The sequence below is a fragment of the Vibrio penaeicida genome (assembly GCF_002933855.1).
GTDB lineage: Bacteria > Pseudomonadota > Gammaproteobacteria > Enterobacterales > Vibrionaceae > Vibrio > Vibrio penaeicida_A.
On record NZ_BFAQ01000031.1, the window covers coordinates 38,090 to 58,550 of the forward strand.

The 20,461-nt window shown below is 43.2% G+C and carries 16 protein-coding genes; 11 read left to right on the plus strand and 5 right to left on the minus strand.

The annotated features are described in order from the left end of the window. Positions 1-80 precede the first annotated feature (80 nt). The 3 genes from VPNCDNU1_RS18060 to VPNCDNU1_RS18070 all read left to right on the plus strand — a co-directional run bounded on the left by VPNCDNU1_RS18060 (position 81) and on the right by VPNCDNU1_RS18070 (position 4,208). The gene (locus VPNCDNU1_RS18060; RefSeq protein ID WP_104401610.1) at positions 81-1,391 is read left to right on the plus strand and encodes a type VI secretion system ImpA family N-terminal domain-containing protein; all 1,311 of its coding nucleotides are present in this window, start codon (positions 81-83) and stop codon (positions 1,389-1,391) included. Then, a complete protein-coding gene (locus VPNCDNU1_RS18065) occupies positions 1,388-2,389 on the plus strand; it encodes a sel1 repeat family protein (protein ID WP_104401611.1) in 1,002 nt (333 codons plus the stop codon). Before VPNCDNU1_RS18060 ends, VPNCDNU1_RS18065 begins: the two co-directional genes overlap by 4 nt. A 262-nt stretch (positions 2,390-2,651) precedes the next feature. Further along, complete coding sequence (locus VPNCDNU1_RS18070; RefSeq protein WP_104401612.1) at positions 2,652-4,208, plus strand: EAL domain-containing protein; 1,557 nt, start codon at positions 2,652-2,654, stop codon at positions 4,206-4,208. Positions 4,209-4,279: 71 nt separating this feature from the next. Here VPNCDNU1_RS18070 and VPNCDNU1_RS18075 read toward each other — a convergent pair whose 3' ends face one another. Then, a complete protein-coding gene (locus tag VPNCDNU1_RS18075; RefSeq protein ID WP_104401613.1) occupies positions 4,280-4,924 on the minus strand; it encodes a hypothetical protein in 645 nt (214 codons plus the stop codon). 1,115 nt (positions 4,925-6,039) lie between these two features. Here VPNCDNU1_RS18075 and VPNCDNU1_RS18080 point away from each other — a divergent pair. Then, entirely contained in the window at positions 6,040-7,020 is a 981-nt protein-coding gene (locus VPNCDNU1_RS18080) for a S1 family peptidase (protein ID WP_104401614.1), read from the plus strand. A gap of 56 nt (positions 7,021-7,076) precedes the next feature. Further along, a complete protein-coding gene (locus tag VPNCDNU1_RS18085) occupies positions 7,077-8,186 on the plus strand; it encodes a S1 family peptidase (protein ID WP_237324164.1) in 1,110 nt (369 codons plus the stop codon). Positions 8,187-8,272: 86 nt separating this feature from the next. On the opposite strand, the gene VPNCDNU1_RS18090 is transcribed toward VPNCDNU1_RS18085, so the two are convergent. The 4 genes from VPNCDNU1_RS18090 to VPNCDNU1_RS18105 are packed head-to-tail and all read right to left on the minus strand — an operon-like array spanning position 8,273 to position 11,817. Further along, positions 8,273-9,256 (minus strand): phosphotransferase, encoded by a 984-nt coding sequence (locus tag VPNCDNU1_RS18090; RefSeq protein ID WP_104401615.1) that lies wholly within the window; start codon positions 9,254-9,256, stop codon positions 8,273-8,275. Further along, complete coding sequence (locus tag VPNCDNU1_RS18095) at positions 9,253-10,143, minus strand: hypothetical protein (protein WP_104401616.1); 891 nt, start codon at positions 10,141-10,143, stop codon at positions 9,253-9,255. The genes VPNCDNU1_RS18090 and VPNCDNU1_RS18095 overlap by 4 nt, the downstream gene beginning before the upstream one ends. After that, a complete protein-coding gene (locus tag VPNCDNU1_RS18100) occupies positions 10,130-11,191 on the minus strand; it encodes a radical SAM protein (protein WP_104401617.1) in 1,062 nt (353 codons plus the stop codon). The genes VPNCDNU1_RS18095 and VPNCDNU1_RS18100 overlap by 14 nt, the downstream gene beginning before the upstream one ends. 8 nt (positions 11,192-11,199) lie before the next feature. Beyond that, positions 11,200-11,817, minus strand: coding sequence for a hypothetical protein (locus VPNCDNU1_RS18105; protein WP_104401618.1), 618 nt, complete (start codon positions 11,815-11,817; stop codon positions 11,200-11,202). Positions 11,818-12,106: 289 nt separating this feature from the next. On the opposite strand from VPNCDNU1_RS18105, the gene VPNCDNU1_RS18110 reads away from it, so the two are divergent. From VPNCDNU1_RS18110 to VPNCDNU1_RS18135, 6 genes are all read left to right on the plus strand, one after another. Beyond that, complete coding sequence (locus VPNCDNU1_RS18110; protein ID WP_104401619.1) at positions 12,107-12,325, plus strand: DUF6500 family protein; 219 nt, start codon at positions 12,107-12,109, stop codon at positions 12,323-12,325. A 775-nt stretch (positions 12,326-13,100) separates the two neighbouring features. Further along, positions 13,101-13,622, plus strand: coding sequence for a hypothetical protein (locus tag VPNCDNU1_RS18115; protein ID WP_104401722.1), 522 nt, complete (start codon positions 13,101-13,103; stop codon positions 13,620-13,622). A gap of 1 nt (position 13,623) precedes the next feature. Then, the gene (bcsA, locus tag VPNCDNU1_RS18120) at positions 13,624-15,846 is read left to right on the plus strand and encodes a UDP-forming cellulose synthase catalytic subunit (protein ID WP_104401620.1); all 2,223 of its coding nucleotides are present in this window, start codon (positions 13,624-13,626) and stop codon (positions 15,844-15,846) included. After that, entirely contained in the window at positions 15,839-17,926 is a 2,088-nt protein-coding gene (locus tag VPNCDNU1_RS18125; RefSeq protein WP_104401621.1) for a cellulose biosynthesis cyclic di-GMP-binding regulatory protein BcsB, read from the plus strand. The genes bcsA and VPNCDNU1_RS18125 overlap by 8 nt, the downstream gene beginning before the upstream one ends. Further along, the gene (locus VPNCDNU1_RS18130) at positions 17,923-18,942 is read left to right on the plus strand and encodes a glycosyl hydrolase family 8 (RefSeq protein ID WP_104401622.1); all 1,020 of its coding nucleotides are present in this window, start codon (positions 17,923-17,925) and stop codon (positions 18,940-18,942) included. Before VPNCDNU1_RS18125 ends, VPNCDNU1_RS18130 begins: the two co-directional genes overlap by 4 nt. Beyond that, positions 18,939-20,396 carry a hypothetical protein gene (locus VPNCDNU1_RS18135; protein WP_104401623.1) on the plus strand — a complete coding sequence of 486 codons (1,458 nt, stop codon included), beginning with the start codon at positions 18,939-18,941 and terminating at the stop codon, positions 20,394-20,396. Before VPNCDNU1_RS18130 ends, VPNCDNU1_RS18135 begins: the two co-directional genes overlap by 4 nt. The last annotated feature ends 65 nt before the right edge of the window (positions 20,397-20,461 follow it).

Below are 20,461 nucleotides of genomic sequence, written 5' to 3' on the forward strand. Positions count from 1 at the left end.
CCCCTTTAATTGGGTAATACCCTTAGATTTTTTAGTCGTACGTGGCGCAGCCGTTGCGCCATCAATAAAAAGGTATTCTGGTGTCAAACAGAATTTATATCGACCATGGAATTTTCACCATACTGAGCGACCAACCGTCGCTCAGGGACTCCGAACGTTATCAGAAAATTCGCAATGAAATAAATGGTCGTATGGGGTTTCTTTCTGGTTCGACTCAATGGGAATCGGTTTTTAATGAATGTGTAAAGCTGGGCACAGAAATCGGCATGGATTTTCTGCTGACCAGTTATTTCTCGGTTGCGGGCTTTAAAGTGGAAGGGATCAAAGGGTTTGCCTCTGGTCTTGAACTTATGCTTGGCGCGTATGTGGAAGACAGCGAGCACAAGGCATTATCTAGCCGACACAAGCAAGAAATTATCCAGTGGATGACCAGCAAGGTCACATCGGATCTAAAGCTGATTAAGCCCAATAGGGATCAGATCCGCGATTTGTATCGCTGTGAACGCGCATTACAAGATTTGCACGAACTGTGTGAGCGTTTTCAGCCGGAAGAACTTCCGAAGTTTGAAAGTATCGCCTTCTCCATTTTCGAGCACATTGATCGCATTGAAACGGTGACAAGGCCTAGTGCATCGGTATCCGACTTACCTAGCGATAACTCACCAAAAACAAGCCGAAATATTTGGATGTTTTTGTTTGTTTTAGCGTGGGCGCTGACCCTAGGCGCGGCGTATTACTATTCAATTGAGCGGTTAAAAGTGTGTCATGCCTTCGAAGGCATGAAGAATACCGTGTCGGCACCAACTGAAGAATTGCTGTCGAAGATGACAGAAGAGTCGGTGGCAGAATTGCCTCTGGATGAACAAAACATCATTCGTTCGGCGCTGGTGGATGCGATGGACAAAGATCTTGAGATCACCGTTTATCAGCAATACATCAATATCATTATGTTGATAGATAAGGCGAAAGAGCTGTTCCCTGATAACTCTGAAGTGGGAGACGCGATAGAGCGTGTAGAAGCCCAAAGCCAAACCTATAAAGTGGAATTGGAGCGTGATTTGGAGCGCTTTTATTCGGCGAGAACATTGGCTGCGAACTTAGTCGGTGGATCTAAACATGCGAAGAATAAGGAAAGCGCTGAAAGGTTAGAGCAATACATTTTAAGCCTATCCCCGATATACAGCCGGAATGCGTACATTCAGGAGCAAATCGATAAGCAAAACTACGATCTCGCCAAAGAGGAGCTTGCGGTGCTACAAGAGCGTGTTGCACGTATTGTTTGGCAATTGTCGTCTTATCAGAAAGCACTTTCAGGCGTGGCGCAGTATCCCGCGGTTGCCGCTAAAAGTGTGGATGGCGTACAGCAAGAAGAGACGGTGGTAGGGCAATGAAAGGGGTGATCCGTGTTTTGAGTGGAATGCTACTTGGCGTGTCGCTGAGTAGCTTTGCCATTAATGAAATCGAGGATATCTCGCCGCAAGACGCCTTCGAAAAAGGCAGTACGTTAAGGTTGCAATACCACAACGAGCAGGCGCTGCATTATTTGAAGTACGCTGCCGATGGAGGGCACTCTATGGCGGCGTTACTTTACGCAGATGAGCTGGCAACACTGCCGCATGCGGCGCGGCGGGAAGATGAAATTGTCGAGTACACCTTCCAGTCTGCTGACAGTGGAAATGTTTGGGCGATGCAGCGTTTAGCACACACTCATCGAGCAGGCGATGAAGAGCAGCGCATTAAGTGGCAAAATCTCTACCTTGCTGCATTAGACAAAGCGGCAGAGAAAGGAAACAGTAAAGCCATGCTGACGCTGTTTTATCGACATAGGGAAGACGACTATAAGTTTGCAAAAATCTGGCTCGGTAAAGCGCTAGAACAAGGTTATTTGCCTGCCCAATACGCTGAAGTAGAACTGGTAGAGCAGGGCTATGAGGAATGGTTTGTATTACCAGGTAATCGCATGAAAGCCGTGAAAAAGCAGTATCTGGAGCTAGCAGAAACTGGGTATCTCCCCGCAATTAAGAAAATCATACAGCTGATGATTAAAACCGATAAAACTCATGAGGCCGTTGTTTGGATGGAAAAAGCGGTCGATCAAGGTGATGCAACGTCTCTGGCGCTTCTTGCCAAGGCGTACGCGGGTAATTTTGCTAAAACCAGAGTCGAAACCAATTTGGTGAAATCGTACAGTTACTACCTGAATTATCTGGATGCCATTGGCTCTGATAGGTTAATTGGAACACGCAAAAGAATTGAAAAAGAAGAGCTAGCAGTGAAAGACAAACTCACAGAGGATCAACTAGCCGCAGCGGACTTGCTTCATCAGGAATATCGAGCGTCACGCACTGTTAAGCAATTTGAAATGCCATGGAAGTATACAATGGAGTAAACGCTCTCTTTGAGTGGTATGTGATCGTTATTAAGCTATTCAAAAATGAGATTCCAGCAAAGAAGTGTTAATAGTGAGAATGATTAACCTAGCTCATATCAATACACATATTTTGTTAACATTGCGGACAAAAAAACTACTCCGATGTGCTAAAAATAGTGATGGATAGGTTATTGGATCAACAGAATCTAAGACTAAATCTATGATGTGATAGCAGATATTCCTATTGCACTATTTTTGAACAACGGGCTAAGTTGGCAAAATGAAACCAAAATCAAGAGAGCAACGCCTTTTCTTAAAAGCTTTCGCGATATCATCCATGATCTCTCTTTTAAGTTATTTTTCTATACAAGGCACAGTCAGCTACTATTTGTGGCTGGAACAAAACGACGATGCAGAAAGTGTTCTTGAAACGATAGGGAGTGTTCACAGCGAGGTTATAGACGTTTTAACACGCCTAAATCGTCTCAATCTGCGTACCTGTTCTGAAGAACATAATCTAATGATGCGCAAGTTGCTGTTCACTTCAGATTACGTCAAAGATATTGGCTATCTAGAAAAGCAAACGTTGTTTTGTACCACTGGTAAAGGCAAGTTATCACCCCCGTTTGTGGGAGGAGCGACGCCCCACCTCGAAACAAAAACCGGCTTTAAGTTTTGGAGACACGTTAAGCTGATTATTCTGGATAATACTTACGATTCTCTGGTGATTCGCAAGGGTAACTACAATGTCGTGTTGGACGAAGGTGCGCTGCGCGAATTGATTGATGATAGGTTCTTATGGGAGCTGGTATATCTACGAAATAACAAGCCGATTTATTTTGATGGATTGGAAGGGCTATTCGCACAACCATTGCCAAACGCTTTCGATTTTCTAGAGGGCGAGGGAAATAACGTTGTTAAACGCTGCGATAAAGTCAGCCGGTTTTGTTTAGCCATTCAATTTAACCCCGAGAAAACCGACGGTGATACAGCTGTGCTCCAAGTATTCACCATTGCAACTAGCTTATTGATAGGGCTGTTTGCCTATATGATAAACGCTAAGTGGCTGCGATACCTCTCTTCAAAGCTCTACCGTATTCGCAAAGCCATTAAACAAGATAGCTTCCACTGCGTTTATCAGCCAATTGTTGATCTCAACTCCAATAAAATGATTGGTGTAGAAATGCTGGCTCGCTTCACTGATCGTCAGGGCAGTATATACCCTACTGAGTTTATCCCGATCATTATTCAAACGGGACAAACTTGGAAGTTCACGCAGAATATGATGAAGAAAGCCATCAATGAGCTTCATCAAATCGAAGGGCTGCCGATCGATTTCAAACTGAACGTGAACATATTCTCCACCGATGTGAACCAGAAATCGATTTTGGAACTCACTACGGAGGAAAGTGAGTACAGTTTTAAGGGTATTTTGGTACTTGAAGTAACAGAAAGTGAAGAATTGGAAGACAGCTCTGCACTGCATAAGTTGCGTGTATTACGCGACAAAGGCATGCAAATAGCGATCGATGATTTTGGTACAGGTTATTCCAACCTGCACCAACTGCGTAAGATGAATGCGCACTGCCTGAAGATAGACCGAAGCTTTATCCAAGAGATGGAAGACGCTTCCATTCGTTCATCATTGATCGAGCATATCGTTGCTATTGCGAAACAAGAAAACTTAATTTTAGTGGCAGAGGGAATAGAAAACTCTATCCAGCATCGGATCTTGACGGAGATGGGTGTGGAGTATGGTCAGGGCTGGGCGTTTTCAAAAGAGCTGCCATTAACCGAATTGATAGAGTATTGCAAAACCGAATTTTCTCAGAAGTAGTCGAACAACCCGAGACCTCAGCTTTCAGGGTAGAGCTGAGGTCTGGTTTACGTTTAAGTACTGTCGCTAAATCACTTTTGCGCGAGCTTGCTTTCAAGATCAGCAATTCGAGCTTCGAGCGATTGGATGTACGCCATTACGTTTCTCCCACCTATGATGGCCATTGGTGTCATGAGCATTTTGTCTGCCTCTACCAGTGATGTGGTCACAGAATCCGCATTCACAGTTGTAGCGCTTTGTTTGCCATAAACAAACTCTTCGAACTTAAGGCTGCCTGCTTTAAGAGACGTTTCGGTGCGTCCAACCGAAAATTTGTTCTTTAGAGTAACGTCTGTCGCTCTCACCAATGTCTCATGCTGGCCGCCTTCCATTTTGTTGGCGACATACACGATATTTGGGTTTATCTCGGTGTAATTGGTCATTCCATCACCGGAAAGAATACGTTGTGACGTGATGCCGTTGCGGAATCGCTGAGGGTGGTCATGCAGCACTGTTGTTAAGCCTCTACGACACTCTGGAATGCTTTCCCAAAACCATGAACTGCTCACATCCGTGCCTTTTTGCGGGTCATTTTTGGCTTTGTAGAAAGCACCGTCTTTTTGAATTTCATCTCCGTTTATGTATTGCTTGTGTTCACTAAAGTTTGGGCAATTATCAGCAAAAGTAGGGAAGCTAAACAATGCGATTAGCGTAGAGGTTAGTAGCTTAAGTTTCATTGTGGTTCCTCTTAGAAATGTATTCTTACCCTATATGCTTTGGATACGAGCATATTGAGCCTAATGGAGATATAACAGATTTTATATAGCTATCAGTTATTTATATTTTATTCGAGAGGTCAATGTTTCAGCACTCAGAATTTGCGACGTGATTTGCAAAGTAATGTAATCAATTTGTTAGGCAATAATGTTATTTATGCGATAAATCCAAAAACTGGACAGAGAGTCAAGTTTTTAAAAACTAAATTACATTCATAAAAAAATGCAATAGAAATGAAATATTAAAATAATAATACGATGTTGATTCCATTGAGCTAAAAGTTGAAATGTTTAAATGGAAAAACACTGCATATAAGCTACTAGCGGAGGTTTTCGAAAGTAACGTCTTAGTTAGTATTTTATTTGCTCTTCTAAGATTATTGTAAATACCTCTCTCTGTTTATTTTAATAATAATAAATTAGATTTACCTTAATAGAGTGAGCTTAAAGTTTAATTATGAGATTAAAGTCATTAGATACAATAAGTTAAATTCATTTATTTATATTTTTTAAAAAGAGCCAACTATTAAGTATACAAGAAATATGTGACCCCTATTCCGCTTATGCTTATATTTGGTGTTTATTGTGTGATTATACTCACATCAAATTAATGATTGACGATTTTCGTATGTACTTAGATTAAATTTTCGATAATTTAATTGAACTATTAATTTATAAGTTAAATAAAATAGGAGGTGTTATTTAAATGGAATAATTAGTCACTTTAAATATATAAATAGTAGATATAAATATCAATTACAGCTCTAGGGTACAAATCCTAGGGTTTAGGGTTATATTTTCCTAAAAAATTGATTCTAAATTATAACTAAATAACTTAAGCGTTGATTCGCTTAAGGCGAATAATTATGCCTGAAATTCTTTATTTATACTCCAGGCAGTTTTTATTTCACTAAAGCTAATCTGGCTTGTTTTCGTGAATGGTTAGATTGAGTTGATTTGAGTGGTTCCATGTGAAGTACAGAGACTACCAGTAAAGAGCTTGATGAGATTTTATTAAAAATATTATGAGTGATTTTACTGGGTATATAGGAAATAAATACATTTAAGGAAATAAAATGAAAGTACAAGTAAAACTTCTCAGCGTATTAATTGCAGGTGCATTCAGTTCTGCTTTTGTTCAGGCAGACGACAATTCAGTGAGTCCTCGCATTATTGGCGGTTCAGAAGTGGCGCATTCTACCGTTCCATATCAAGTAGCACTTCAAACACCTTCTGGTTTTCAGTTTTGTGGGGGAACCATCATTGCCCAAGATTGGGTGTTGACGGCAGCTCACTGTGTTCAAGGTAAATCGGCAAGTGGCGTACAAGTTCGAATCGGTGTGTCTGATCTTAGGACATCAGAAGGTGAAAAGCACAATGTCTCTCAGGTTCATGTCCATGAGCGCTATAACGCAACTAGGCTTACCAGTGACATTGCATTGCTGAAGCTTTCAACTCCAGTGTCCTCGAAGTACAAAATTGCCAAACTGCCTACACCGCAATTAAAGGCTCAGCTTGCTTCCGTTGGGAATACGCTAAAAGGGTCTGGGTGGGGTAGGTTTAGTACCTCTTCCAATGCTGGTAGCCCAGTTCTTAAAGCGGCAGATTTACCCATCATTTCAAACGCAGAATGTCAGCGTGTTATGGGTTCAGGACCAGTAAGCGACGACTTTATTTGTGGTTATAAACCCCAAAACAGTGTCTGTAATGGGGACAGTGGCGGTCCATTTGCGACGAAATCTGGCAACGACTACTACGTATTTGGGGCAGCAAGTTGGGTAACTGCAAATTGTACGACGGGCAGCGCCTACACCAACGTGACTAAGTTTGTTCCTTGGATCACGCAAAAATCTGGCGTGACTCCGGATGGTGGAACGACGACACCGCCAGCAGACGCCTGTTCAGGTGTTGCTTCATGGGAACTGTACAAACAATACAGCCAAGGCGATCGCACGATTGCAAATGGCACCTTGTTTGAGGCGAACACCAACCATTGGGGCATCAACCCATTCAGTGATTACTGGGGTTACTGGGACATGATTCAAACCTGTAACTAATGCATTTGAGGATCGATGCGTTTAAGAACTGATGCAATTTAAAAACGGATGCATTTATGAATCAACGCATTCAAGCCAGCTTCATATTGAGGCTGCTTATCCAAATCTCGTTAACTCGCTCGAAAGAGCATAACCAATCGTTTGAAAGGATAGTCAAAATGAAAGGAAAACAAAAACTGCTCGCGGTTTTAGTGATGGGGGCATTAGGGGCTACACAAGCTTATGCAGCAGAAGCCAACTCAGCAGAGGACAGTGTCCAGCCAAGGATTATTGGTGGTTCGGAAGTGTCACATTCAACGGTGCCTTATCAGGTCGCATTAACACGTAACAAAAACCAATTTTGTGGCGGAACCTTGATTGCGCCGAACTGGGTGCTGACTGCCGCACACTGTTTAGATGGAGTATCAGCAAGCCAAATGCAAATTCTCATAGGTGCTACAGACTTGCGCACTAATCAGGGGGAATACCACAATGTATCTCGCATTCACGTGCACGAGCAGTGGAGTGGTGATGTCACCCGTGGTCGAGATATTGCCCTATTGAGGTTGTCCTCATCGGTGAATTCGAAGTACAAACCTGCGAAGTTACCGACTCCTGAATTGAAGGCGCAGTTGGCATCTCCTGGCAGTGATGTAAAAGTTTCTGGCTGGGGACGTTATACGCGATCTTCTAGAGCGGGTAGCCCAGTTTTGAAAGCGACAAACTTACCAGTGATCAGTAACGCTCAGTGCAGTAACTTTATTGGTCACAATACCGCTTCAGGGCAGGTTCCGAGTGATAACATTTGTGGCTACGACACGCGTTCTACGGCATGTCATGGTGACAGTGGTGGACCGTTTGTTAAACAATCTGGCAGCGACTTCTATGTATTTGGGGCAGTAAGCTGGGGATCACCGCAGTGTGATAGCGCGACGGCATTTGCAGATGTCACGCAATTTGTCCCTTGGATCACTCGTAAATCGGGTATTTCGCCAGATGGCGGTACAACGACACCGCCTACAGATGCATGTTCAGGTGTGGCATCTTGGGAGCTGTATAAACAATACCGTCAAGGTGATCGTGTGATTGCAAACGGGTCTCTGTTCGAGTCCAACGTTAGCCAGTGGGGCGTGAACCCGTTCAGCGATTACTGGGGTTACTGGAACTTAGTCCAAACGTGTAACTAAGTCAGCAGACCTTAAATTCGCAAGCGAGGCAGTTTGTGCTCATGCCGTGCGAATCTCTACATTATCGGCTTCTTCGGAAGCCGTTTTCAGATCTGTTCGCAAAGGGATGACAAGAGTTGTAACCCTTGTTCTATTTTATGCGCAATGTTTTTATCGGGTGTCGCTTGGTACTTCTGGTAGTGCAAATTGAGCCACCAACACTGACGAATCGCAATAAGTAAAGGCAATATACTGAGGTCTATTTCTTCTGGTTTTTGTACTTGCTCTAAGTACCCTGAAAGCCCTGCATGCCAGAGTGGGGAAGATAGCCGTTGCGAGAGTGTCGACCATATCAATGTCGCAAGATCATATTCCCTTGGCGCTAAAACCACATCTTCAAAATCCATCCAAAGCCATTCATGTTGTGGCGTCACTATGCAGTTAAGGCGATGTGCATCACCAATGCAGACCTTGCTTGGAGCTTGCTGTAACTTATGTTCTTGTTGCAGCTTATGATCGCGTTGCAAAAAAGACGAATGGTAGGCACGCCATAGATCATCAAAAAGGGCAAGTGCGTTGAAAGGGAGGGCATTTTTATGTAGCGCATTTGTCGGATCGGAGCGTACAAACTGCTCACATTGTTGGATTTGCGCTTTTATGTCGAATTCAGAGCAACGCGTTTTTAGCGTAGGTATCTGGTCAAAACGAGCGTGCAGTTCAGCAAGAGACTGCCCTAATAGGAAAAAATCGTTGGGGGTATTGTCTGGGTGTTTACCTTCAATAAATGGGCGAATCAACACATAACCTTGGCTTGTAGGTTCCCCGAAGGGGCTTTCTCTATTGATGACATTTCCCCATGCATTTCCGTGAATCGTGGTTTTGGGGGCACAATAGGGTAGCTCAATCCATTGATATATTTCGGCTTCGTGGGAAAGGGTAAAGGGTGGAGAGCTCTGATACTTCACTACCCACTCACCGTGTGCGTCACGCAATTTATAGAGCTGCGCTCTGCCCTTGTTAAGCGGTTCGAGCGCTTTGATCTCCAATTGGTAATCGGAGATCAAAGCGTTAGTAAGCGATGGTGGAATCATTCAGTGCCAAACGCCGAATACAAGTGTGCGGCACAAGCACTGGGCATTTCAGGATACCGAGAGGTGCCTATACTCTTTTCTTGCTCATTGATAGGAGGACCTTGTGTTGCCCATTGATTGATCAGATCTTGAGATTTGGGATTACTTAACAAGGTTTCTTCCAATGGCTGGTATATGTCGCCTAAGCAAAACTCTTCCAACCCGACCAAGCTCATACAAGGGTAAATTAACCCATCATCGTCAACACACAGTTTCATTCTTCGAAAACAAGCCATCATGGTGTCTGTGTTGTTACCCATTGTCTCGTTTACTTGAAACCATTCAATATTCCCTCTATTCAGCCATTGCTCATCAAAAATATTGAGTTGGCTCATCACGGAATACGAAGCAATAAAAGCGATGTTTTTGTCCCGTGATAATGATTCTAGCCCTGCCTTTATATGGCTTGCCTTTTCTGGAGTATTAACGTCTGTTGCTAAGATAACCAAACAAAACAGTTCTATGGAATCCGCTTGCTGCATACGCCTTAGGAGTGTTGAGTCAATGTGAAAAGCGGCGGCTTCAACTGTAACGCTAACACCAAATCCAGCCTGGTGAATACCCGCACTCACGTCGATAATTTCGTCTAGCCTAGCCACCACACTATCACCAGAAAAAGTCACATCTCTGTCGTACATACAATGAATGTTGCGGTTTTTCGAAATACCGACACTTTCCTGAAAAAACTGGTCGTAGGTTTTCAGCCATTTAAGGAAATCATCGTAGGGGGCAACTTCATAATTTCTCTGAGATATCATCACTAATGACCGAAGCCATTGCATGGGCGTATCACATTTCCAAGGTTGTGCACTGATCGGGCTAACCTCCGTGATTTCAATTCTGTCCATAATTCGCCTCTCCTTTTAGCTCTTCTAAACTTTGCAGCATTTTAGATAGCGCTAATTTTGTACTGACGTCACTGATACTTTTTATAACTTCCACTGCCTCAGGGTTAGAAAATATCTTCCAACACAGCTGACACATGTTGGTGAACTTATCTCCCACAGAGATACCTGCGGCTTCTAATACCGGAAGAAATGTCCCTGGCCCAGAGAACACCAACATTCGAATTATTGGATCTCTATTCATCCTGTTCGTAATGTTTACGATGGACTCTTGGTTAATGTTCCCTAATTTGTAAAGCTGAGTTTGATCAAAGCCCGCACAACAAGGGGAAACATAACCTGCGGCATTAATGGTTAAGTTTAATGAACTGTGGCAACTCCCTGATTCTGCATTTTCAGACTCGTATATCTCCTCACTTTCGATTTGCTTCTCTGCACGTCCTGTTCTGAAAACGGGAGATGATGTGATGCGATTGACTCTCGCTACCGCATCCGGTGCGAGCAACTCTAGAGCCTCTCCTACATGATGTTGCTTGGTAGTGAGCAGCCGAAGGTTTATATCAATACCCGCATTGGATAAAGCGACAAGCGCATTTGATACCGCGGTAGGGTTGATGTGTTCTAGATGCCAATAGTCCCAACTGATTTCTGCACTGGTAAGCCCCGCTTCTTTCAATTGGTCGGCGACTCGTTGGGCTTTCTTCGCGTTTTCACCCCAATACGCGTTGGTCGTTACTGTGATGTCGAGAAAGCCAGCTTCTCTACCCGTTTCGACGAGCGAGAAAACATCTTTATGGCGCAAGAATGCCTCACCCCCTGCGATATGTAAGCGTCGAGTTAATGTTTCAATTTTGGGTGCTTCACGCACAGCCTGGAGGAGCTTATCCATGGATATAGAGTGAAGACCTAGCCTATCCGAGCCTTTAGGACCGGAACTTTGATAGCACATTGCACACTGAGCGTTGCAGCGGTTAGTGGTTTCGACCACTAAGCCGCTGTATCTTATTGGCATCCAGTGAACAAGTGACGTTATGATGTCTGCTTGTTGCATGGAGCCTCCTAGCGCATAAATGCACCTCTGTTGATGCTTCTCAGCCTTGTGACATCTCTAATTCCAGTTCGATCATGGAACTTGATTCGGCCGGGTAAAAACGTGCCTCTTCCTAACCCTTGCAACTCATACAAATCGGCTGCGCGACCTGCTCTGACAAGAGTCACCACCATCGTTACAACGACAGCAGCAGCAACGACCACCGCTGCCGCAGCAGCAACAACAGCCGCGGCCGCAGCTAAGCCTGGGCCTTCACCAATAACGGGACCGGCTAAGTCTGTTGGGGGTTTGTTTTCGAAACGGTTGCGAATATCAATGATGTCTTTGGTCACATGAATGCCCGCTTCCTCAGCAAAATCGATGTCCAGATTGACATCGAAAAGTGTCTGATTAACGGTTTTAGCCACAACGTTAGGATGAAGCAAAACTCCATGTTCAACTGAGTAAGCCTTAGGATCAGACAAGAACTTTTGCGCTTCATCTGGCTTTTTTATTAGCTCTTTGATGAATGCGACTTGCCCTTCCAAAGGTGTAAACGCCACATTGTTCAGCTTATCCAGTTTTACTTTGCGGGATTTTGCCGTTGATTTGTCAAATTCATTGACCGAACTTGTTTCATCAGGCATGTTATCTCCTTGTTATTGTTGATGTTATTCCATTGATTACAATCCAACAACGACCAATGAAGATGTCGTAAAGCGCACTTGTGAACAAGTACGCAATGGATAACTTAGTCTATAAATTGAGCTCATAAAATGAACAATGTGAGAATATTAGGAGGTTTTTATATAATATTTATTCATGTATCAATAGTGAGATGAGGGTGACATGAATATATTCTCAATATGATATTGATAACATATTGAAAAATAGGCTAAAGTGCAGTCAATTATAACTAAGACTAAGGAATGCCTAATGCGCGACTCACTCAGGCAAAAACTGATTCAGGTATGCAATAAGAAAATTGCTCAGAAAGGTGAAAATGTAGGGGTGTCTTTTTACGCGTTTTTTGCGAATAAAAATGACAATCCGGAATTACTGATGGAAGCCGCCACATGGTGGATTCAAACTCACCAATTGGATCACTTTGAAAAAGCATACAAAATCATCGCAATGATCGAAGAGGGTAAATAACCTTAATTCGAGATAACAGATAATGCGTTCTATTGGCTCGTAGCAAGCAAAAATAGCCCTATAGCTAAACCACCGAAAGATGAGCACCTAGAGGTGGTTTGAGGATCGTTTCAAATAGCATGAATAGGCTTCCAATTGACCCTAAAACAATGTTTTTATTCATTGTTGCAAGGCATGCATATAGAAATTACTCAGATGAATATTTGATTCGTCTATCCGTTTTCCCCTACTGAGAATTGAGATATTAATCACACTTTCTGATTATTTACAAAATTATGCCTAATCAATTGATTAGTGAGATCTCACTCGAATATTCAAAATAAACCAATAAATTTATATAGGGCTCAAATGCGAATACCCTCTGAGGTATCGAATGTTGCTAATGTAATGATTGTGAAATAATGTGCTTATAAATAAATCAATAGAGACAAGTTGCTGAGTAAATCTTATTCATGAGAGAGTTAAGTTTTCTATATCTCACAACTATTCAATGTCAAACCAAAGATTTCATTTCTTTTCTTATTAGCTCAATTGCTGTTTTTTACGGCTTTCCTTCAATTTGCGATCCTTCTCACTAAATTTGATGAACCTCTAAATTATTGAATTATAAATAACAATATTACGTTGTACTGTATTTATGATTGTCAATATTTAATTTTCATTTGTTTGACATTTATTATCTTTGTTATAAGAATTAGCGACATTCGTCCCATGTTATAAATTTATGCGGCGAGCAATCGAAAATGGTTCGTTGTTAAAAAAGAGATAAATGTTGATGAACATTAAAAGAGTATTTCTGCTAAGCGTGGTAAGTACTTTGCTAACTACTGGGTGTCAAAGCACTCAACAAGTGCGTCAGAATCGTGTTTATGATCCTACGGTGATTAAATCTAATGAGCTGCCAATTTTGGTCGGTAATCAAGAAACTGAGCGCAGTTATCGCCAAGTCAGGCAATCTGAAACATGGTTTTGGACTCGTTTGAAGAACGATACTTACTTGCCTGGGGAAAACCTAGTTATTCAAGTTTTGGGAGAAGTGCCGTTAGAGCAGCCACCGAGTATGTTTGCGTTTACGATCCCAGAGAAAGTGGGGTCATTATCAATGAATCCACTGGGTCCCTTTCAATCTTGGACTGTTACGAAAAAGAGTGGGGATCGTTGCCTTTATGCCCGTCAAAACGCTAAAAAAAGTGGGCAGTGGATTTCCATATTTACTCGCTATTGCACTTCCGACCCTAACCAAGACCTGACTTGGATCGAAGATTACAAACCGTCTATTCTTCTAGAGAAATACTAATATGAAACCCGGCTTAACAAAGCAGATCTTTAAAGGCCTGCTGATGCTTTGTGCACTCTACGCTTTGTACATTTTAGCAACATTAAACATTTCGACAGAGACGCATATTTGGCTTGCGTCCAGTGCGTTTGTTCTACTATTGCTGCTTTCGAGAAACCTCTCAACGAGAGCAACAACTTTTATTCTCATTATTGGTGCGTTCATTTCGTTTCGCTATATCTATTGGCGATTCCAAGAAACACTCCCTTGGGAAAGTAGCCTAGATCTGCCGTTTGCAATGTTACTTTTCTTAGCGGAATGCTACGGTATTTTGGTTTACATGATGGGGATGTTTGTCACGGTCAAACCTTATGAGCGAAAACGCGTCCCTTTAAACAAAGATGCGCATTTACCTACCGTAGATATCTACATCCCAACCTACAACGAGCCTATGGATGTTGTTGGTCCTACCATTTTGGCCGCATCGCGGTTGGAATACCCAGGGAATTTCCGTGTTTACGTTTTGGACGATGGCGGTACGCATCAAAAGCTAAGCAATGAGAATGCAGAGGAAGCGAGTGAAGCACATAGCAGAGCTGAAGCACTGAAGGCATTTTGTGAAGACGTTGGTGCAAGTTACATCACGCGAGAAAAGAACGTTCAGGCCAAAGCTGGAAACATCAATCATGCCTTGGGAAAAACATCGGGTGAGCTTCTTTTGATTTTGGATGCCGACCACGTACCAACGCGTGATTTCCTAATGAACACGATAGGTTTATTCCAGAAAGATCCAAAGCTCGGCTTTGTCCAAACACCGCATTTCTTTGTCACTCCTGGACCCGTTGAACGAAACTTGGGTATTGAAGATAAAGTGCCATCAGAAAACGAAATGTTTTACAACAAGACACTGGTTGGGATGGATTTCTGGAATGGTTGCTTCTTTTGTGGGAGTGCGGCGGTTATTCGCAGAGTGGCGCTTGAAGAAGTAGGAGGTATCTCAACCAAAACTATCACTGAAGATGCCGACACAGCGTTAAACATGCATTCCAATGGATGGAGCAGCGCGTACCTGAATATTGCTATGGTAGCGGGGTTGTCTCCGGATACGTTTGGCGCTTACGTTACACAGCGCTCTCGCTGGGCTCAGGGCATGATTCAAATATTTTTGCTTAATAACCCTTTGTTTAAAAAAGGCTTATCGGTTCCGCAGCGTATTTGTTACCTAAACTCAACGCTATACTGGTTTTTCCCCATTTTCCGATCGGTGTTCCTTGTATCACCATTGCTTTATCTCCTGTTTGATTTGCAGATATTTGTCGGAAACACCAAAGATTTTCTGATTTACGTTGTTCCCCATCTGGTGATCAGCGTCATGATAACGCAACGATTGTTTGGCAAAACGCGCCGCGCATTTTTCTCTGAACTCTACGAAACTGCCCTGTCGATATACCTCTGTTTACCGACGCTTTCTGTATTGCTAAAACCGAAGAAGCCCAGTTTTGTAGTGACGCCAAAGGGAGAAACAACGCAAAAAGTGTCGTTCTCCAAGCTTACGCCCTTCATGGCATGTCTTTTTGGTTTAGTTGTTCTGGCAGAGGTGTGGGGGATATACCGCTACGTGAGTTTTCCTGCCGAGCAAAGCCAGCTTATGTTGGTGATATTGTTCAACACCTTCAACTTGATTTTGATTGTACTGTGTTTAGGGGCAATGCTCGAAACTCAGCAGCGTAGAAGCGAACCGAGGCTGCTGGTGAATGAAAAAGCGGTTATTAAAGATGGAGACAAAAGCTTCAATGCCACACTGAACGACATTTCATTAAAAGGCGCGAAGCTGACCTTAAGCAGTGTAGAGCACGATATTTTGCCGGGCGATATTGTCACTGTTTCTTACTTTACTGAGAGTGGGCAAGCCGAGAAAGGTCAAAAACCACGCTATAAAATCGTCAGCCTAAATATGCGGGTGGTGGCGATTAAAAATGGTCAGCAAGGCGTTCAGGTGAGTTGTGTTTTGGTTAGCCAGCAGGCTGAAGATATGCAAGTTCAATACGCTAAGGCATATGGGCAAAGCCGCCGATGGAGCCAGAGAAGGGAATATGAAGAAAGTTTGAAGCAAGGCGTTTTGTCGTCCGTTGTTGGGCTTTTCTCTTTGGCGTGCCAACACCTTACCCGAGTATTGACTACGTCCGTAAAGCAAAAAGTGGAAACATCAAAGGTTCAGAGTAAAAAGGAGTTTCAAGGTGAATAGGTATTTCAATGGGAACTGGCTTTTCAAGGCTAATGATTTTTTTAACGTAAACTGGCTTTTTGCTTTCGCGTTGTTGTTCACCAGTTGTTTGGCACATGCAAATAAAACGGTAGAAGTACCACTCGCCTATGCTACCGACAACCAAGGTGACATTGTACTTCGTGGTCAAAACCAAACCATCTCTATTCCAATATCGATTCTAGACGGACAAGAGGTGGAAGAAATCGTGTTGTCATTGTCGATTTCCAATAATAACGACATCGACCAAACTCTGCTTTGGGTCGCGACAGGCAATAAAACGTTAGCAAACATTGAATTAAAGCAGCGCAGTCAGCGCCAGACTATACGTATTAAGATTCCACCAGCACTGGTTTCTCAGGATAATCCGCACCTAATTTTACGAGTGCAACACCTTCTTAAGGACACCAAAGCAACGGTTAACTCTACATCGTTGAGCACACTTGTGAGTGGGGAGCATTCATTTTACTCGCTCACGTATTCCGAAAGTGCGTCGTTAGAAAGCCAAACGCTTTTGTCGTTTGATGAGATGGTGCAAAGCGATCAAAATTACAACTCTAAGGTACATTTGATTTCGCTAATTGACCGCAACCCAACGTTAGCGTTAGGGACAGCCGCCTCTATTGTGCAAGGTTGGGCATTAAGAAGCGGGTCAGAAGATCATCAGTTTGACTATCGATCCGAAGGGATATCGAATATACAAAGGACAATTCGTACGGATTTAACTGGGCCAACAGTTGTATTTGGTAATAAGGAAGCGCTGATAGAGCAGGGTTGGATCGATAACACAATTTATCAAAGCATCACTGGTCCCTATTTAGGCACAGGGCTATCGCAAACGGGAATAGAGTGGTTACTCGTGGTTTCCGGTAACAGCGATCTCGATGTAAAACGTGCCGCGCAAGCATTTGCAAATAATAACCGAGACCTGCCCGACACGCGCCATATGCTGATTCAGAAAATTGAAACTGCACAAGATCGTTTTCTAAAAAGTGATGCGACTTACCAGTTGTCTGAATTGACTAGCCAATCGGATCTAACTCATTCGCCGTTGGAGCTGCGATTGGTGATGCCTAGCAATATCCTGTTTGGTACTGAAGATACCGCAAAAATTAACTTGCTCCTTGCTCACACTCGCGTTGCACCGGGAGAAGGGTCGATGATATTGCGAGTGAACGATAAGTTCATCAGCAGTATGACACTGCGATCCAGTTATTGGCGCGACAGTCAGCATTACCGTTTGAATATTCCGATGCGAGATTTTAAACCCGGGATCAACAAGGTGAGCGTGGAAGTTTATGGTCCCATCGACATTCGTAGCCAGCAACGTCGATTCACAGCGACGATGTCTGAAAAATCCAACGTGAAACTGGGATCTTGGGTTCACTTTATTCCAACGGAAAACCACCAAGTCGCTCCTAGCGACTTTCTGGCGTTGACGGACAACAATGGTAAATCGGCGCAAATTACCGTCGACAAATCTGATCCTATACAAATGAACAATCTATGGAGGCTGCTGAGTTATGTGTCGCATCGAACCCAGCAGACCGCATCTGATTTGCTAATTACCGACACTGAAAAACAGCAACGAGAATTTCAGGTGATGCTTCGTCAGCCAATGAAAAGCAGTGAACAAAGCATCCAAGAGGAGGGGCGATTGGTTGAAGTGAAGCAGCAACTTTTTGATTACGTTGCTCATGAACAGAAAATCGCAAATGAAGAAAGACAAGGGCAACAAGAATCAGAATATGCAGTAGTGGAGTCGCCTTTTGAATTTGAAGCGGAAAAACGTGCTTTTGTGAAACACAACAATGGTAACGGCTGGTATCGAATTCAATTGCTGGAAAGTACAGAATCGCAATTTGATGAATTCCTTACTAGTGAGCCAACACAAACGCCGTCCGGCTTGTTAAGCGAGCGAGACTTTTCACGCAGTATCCACCAATTCATAAAAGCCATTTTCATTGGCTACCCAGTTGGGTTGGCGTTAGCGGCATTACTCATTATTTGGTGCATGTCTTCGATTGTTACCCGTTATCTTGAGGAGCGAAAATGCGGATGAAACGATCCATTCTAGTCTTGTCGGTGCTCTCATCTTTTTGGGTGAGTAGCTCTAGTTTTGCATCATCGCAATGTCATAGCGATAAAAGTATGTGGAGTACTTACAAATCGAGTTTTATTACTCGAAATGGACGCGTTATAGATAACGCCAACAAACACATTTCGCACAGCGAAGGCCAGGGTTACGGAATGCTCATTGCGGAGTATTTCGATGACCAAAAGACGTTCAATAAACTTTGGAAATGGACTCAGGAACATTTAAGCCGAGATGAAGACCCGTTGTTTTCATGGAAATGGCAGTCTAAGTCACCCAATGTGCCAGACAAAAATAACGCCAGTGATGGCGACATTCTTATTGCTTGGGCGTTGTTACGTGCGAGTAAGCGTTGGCCGAACCATGGGTATCAATCCAGCGCTAAGAAAATCATTCAGGAACTACAGCACTCTCACCTAAAAAGTCGAAAAGGCGAAGTGGTTCTGTTACCAGGTAGCTACGGTTTTGAATTCAGCAGGCGAACGGTTGTCAACCCAGCGTATTGGGTATTCCCCGCATTTGATGATTTCAGCCAATACAGCAATCAGTGGAAAGCGTTGTCGGAAAGTGGCATAGCGATGCTCAACGCAAACCTCTACGGTCACCATTTGTTGCCACCAGATTGGTTGGAAGTGAGTAAGAATGGTTGGCAACCCGCTAAAAATTTTCCGCCTCAGTTCAGTTACTCAAATTACCGAGTACCGCTCCATCTTGTGTGGGGAGGGCGATCTCATCGGCTCAATTGGCTCTACAGCAATTGGTTAGAAAGCAGTAACAAAGCGTGGGTTGACGTGACAACAGGCGAGTCAGCGCCTTATCCACCGCCAGAAGGCGCAACTGCTATCGCTCAGTTGGTGGAGCGCGCCAGCAAGCCGAGTGCTCGTCATAACGGGATCTCTGTGTATCCCAAAGGAAAAGATTATTACTCCGATAGCCTAGTGCTGCTATCGCACATTGCCTACAACGAAAGGATTTGCCAATGAAACGCTACCTTGCCATCGCAGCACTGATGTCTCTGCCGGTACATGCACAAAAACAAAACGACGTTACCGTATTTGATGAGCGAATTGTCGTTGAGGTTAGCTCAGAGTCCCAATCAGAATTTGATGAAAGCTTGTATTGGGAAGTGCTTAACAACAAAGGTTGGAAGCAAGCAAAAGAAGCAACGAAAGGGCTGAATATTTCACCCGCTCTCAAAGGGGAAATTGAATACAAAGAGTCTCTTGAACGTTTGCGCCATCTTGTTAAGAAGCGCAGAACAAGTGACGCCAATTCTTTGGTTCTTGCTCATCCTGAGTGGCGTACTTGTGACCGTATTCAATGGCTTTGGTTGGATTTAAAAAATGAAAGCAGCACGGGGTATGGAAGTAACGCGAAATCTAAATATCAATTCATTCTAGATAATTGTGAAGGGCATGAGTTGAGCACTGCGCAAAAGTTACTCAGTTGGACAGGGCAAAGTGCACAGAATGATATTTTAGCAAGATACAAAGCGACGCCCAATTACAATGCCAAAGCGGCGGCTAAAATCCGGCACGATTTAAAAATGGATCGATTCACTGCGGGTAATGTCAGCGTAAGTGAACTGGCTGAGCTCGAAAAAATCGTAATGCGTAAAAAAGATGCGGAACTTGCCGAATTGGTCGCTTGGAAATACCTTGAAAATCGACAGCCTTCAAAAGCGTTAGAGTGGTTTGAAACAGCAATCGGCTGGGCAGGACCAACAGACAAACGCGTTGAAGGAAAATTGCTAAGCCTTCAACAAATGGGAGAACAAAATCGCCTGCAAGTTGAATATAAGATTTGGTCTAAAGAGTACCCTGCCATTGCTGAATTGAATATTGGAGCCGGTGAGGAAATGGATCTGGCGTGTGAAGAATCCACGATTAAGTGTTTGCAATCTTTGCGTGATAAACCAGAACTGTCTGCTCAGGAATACGCGTTGAAAGGGTGGAAATTATACGAATTATCGCGTCCAATGTCGGCAAATATAGCGTTTGAAAAAGCCATTAACCGAATGTCTCCTGCTGATGAAGAGTGGGACTTAACTCAATACGGCTACATGCTTTCGCTGGAACAATCGGGTTATGCTGACAAAGCCGATCTACTTGCCCAGCAAATTAATGATTCTGACAAACGTCGGAAAATAGACAAACAAACCGCATTAAAACAGGTGTACTTTGCGTTCGACAGCAAAGAGTACGATGTTGCCCTGTCTCGAATTGATGAATATGAAAAATTGTATGGAAAAGAGGTCCAGCTGATTGAAATTAAAGCGTGGGCACTCTTCAACAATGAGCGTCAAAAAGAAGCATTGAATGAGTTCGCAGTTCTCGCAGAAGCTTTCCCACATGACGAAAAAACTCAGCATTCTTATTTGGTTATCAAATGCAGTGTTTACTCACACAATACAGAGTGTCGAAAGTTAGGTTATTAAAAATATGTTGAAACCCTTCCTACTATGGAAGGGTTTTTAATTACACTACCCAATCATATGAAATA

Coding starts and splice junctions, on each gene's coding strand:
- VPNCDNU1_RS18075 (WP_104401613.1), bottom strand. CDS start 4,924: ATGAAACTTAAGCTACTAACCTCTACGCTAATCGCATTGTTTAGCTTC.
- VPNCDNU1_RS18110 (WP_104401619.1), top strand. CDS start 12,107: ATGCGCGACTCACTCAGGCAAAAACTGATTCAGGTATGCAATAAGAAA.
- bcsA (WP_104401620.1), top strand. CDS start 13,624: ATGAAACCCGGCTTAACAAAGCAGATCTTTAAAGGCCTGCTGATGCTT.
- VPNCDNU1_RS18100 (WP_104401617.1), bottom strand. CDS start 11,191: ATGCAACAAGCAGACATCATAACGTCACTTGTTCACTGGATGCCAATA.
- VPNCDNU1_RS18135 (WP_104401623.1), top strand. CDS start 18,939: ATGAAACGCTACCTTGCCATCGCAGCACTGATGTCTCTGCCGGTACAT.
- VPNCDNU1_RS18105 (WP_104401618.1), bottom strand. CDS start 11,817: ATGCCTGATGAAACAAGTTCGGTCAATGAATTTGACAAATCAACGGCA.
- VPNCDNU1_RS18070 (WP_104401612.1), top strand. CDS start 2,652: ATGAAACCAAAATCAAGAGAGCAACGCCTTTTCTTAAAAGCTTTCGCG.
- VPNCDNU1_RS18080 (WP_104401614.1), top strand. CDS start 6,040: ATGAAAGTACAAGTAAAACTTCTCAGCGTATTAATTGCAGGTGCATTC.
- VPNCDNU1_RS18090 (WP_104401615.1), bottom strand. CDS start 9,256: ATGATTCCACCATCGCTTACTAACGCTTTGATCTCCGATTACCAATTG.
- VPNCDNU1_RS18065 (WP_104401611.1), top strand. CDS start 1,388: ATGAAAGGGGTGATCCGTGTTTTGAGTGGAATGCTACTTGGCGTGTCG.
- VPNCDNU1_RS18130 (WP_104401622.1), top strand. CDS start 17,923: ATGAAACGATCCATTCTAGTCTTGTCGGTGCTCTCATCTTTTTGGGTG.
- VPNCDNU1_RS18095 (WP_104401616.1), bottom strand. CDS start 10,143: ATGGACAGAATTGAAATCACGGAGGTTAGCCCGATCAGTGCACAACCT.
- VPNCDNU1_RS18115 (WP_104401722.1), top strand. CDS start 13,101: ATGAACATTAAAAGAGTATTTCTGCTAAGCGTGGTAAGTACTTTGCTA.
- VPNCDNU1_RS18085 (WP_237324164.1), top strand. CDS start 7,077: ATGAATCAACGCATTCAAGCCAGCTTCATATTGAGGCTGCTTATCCAA.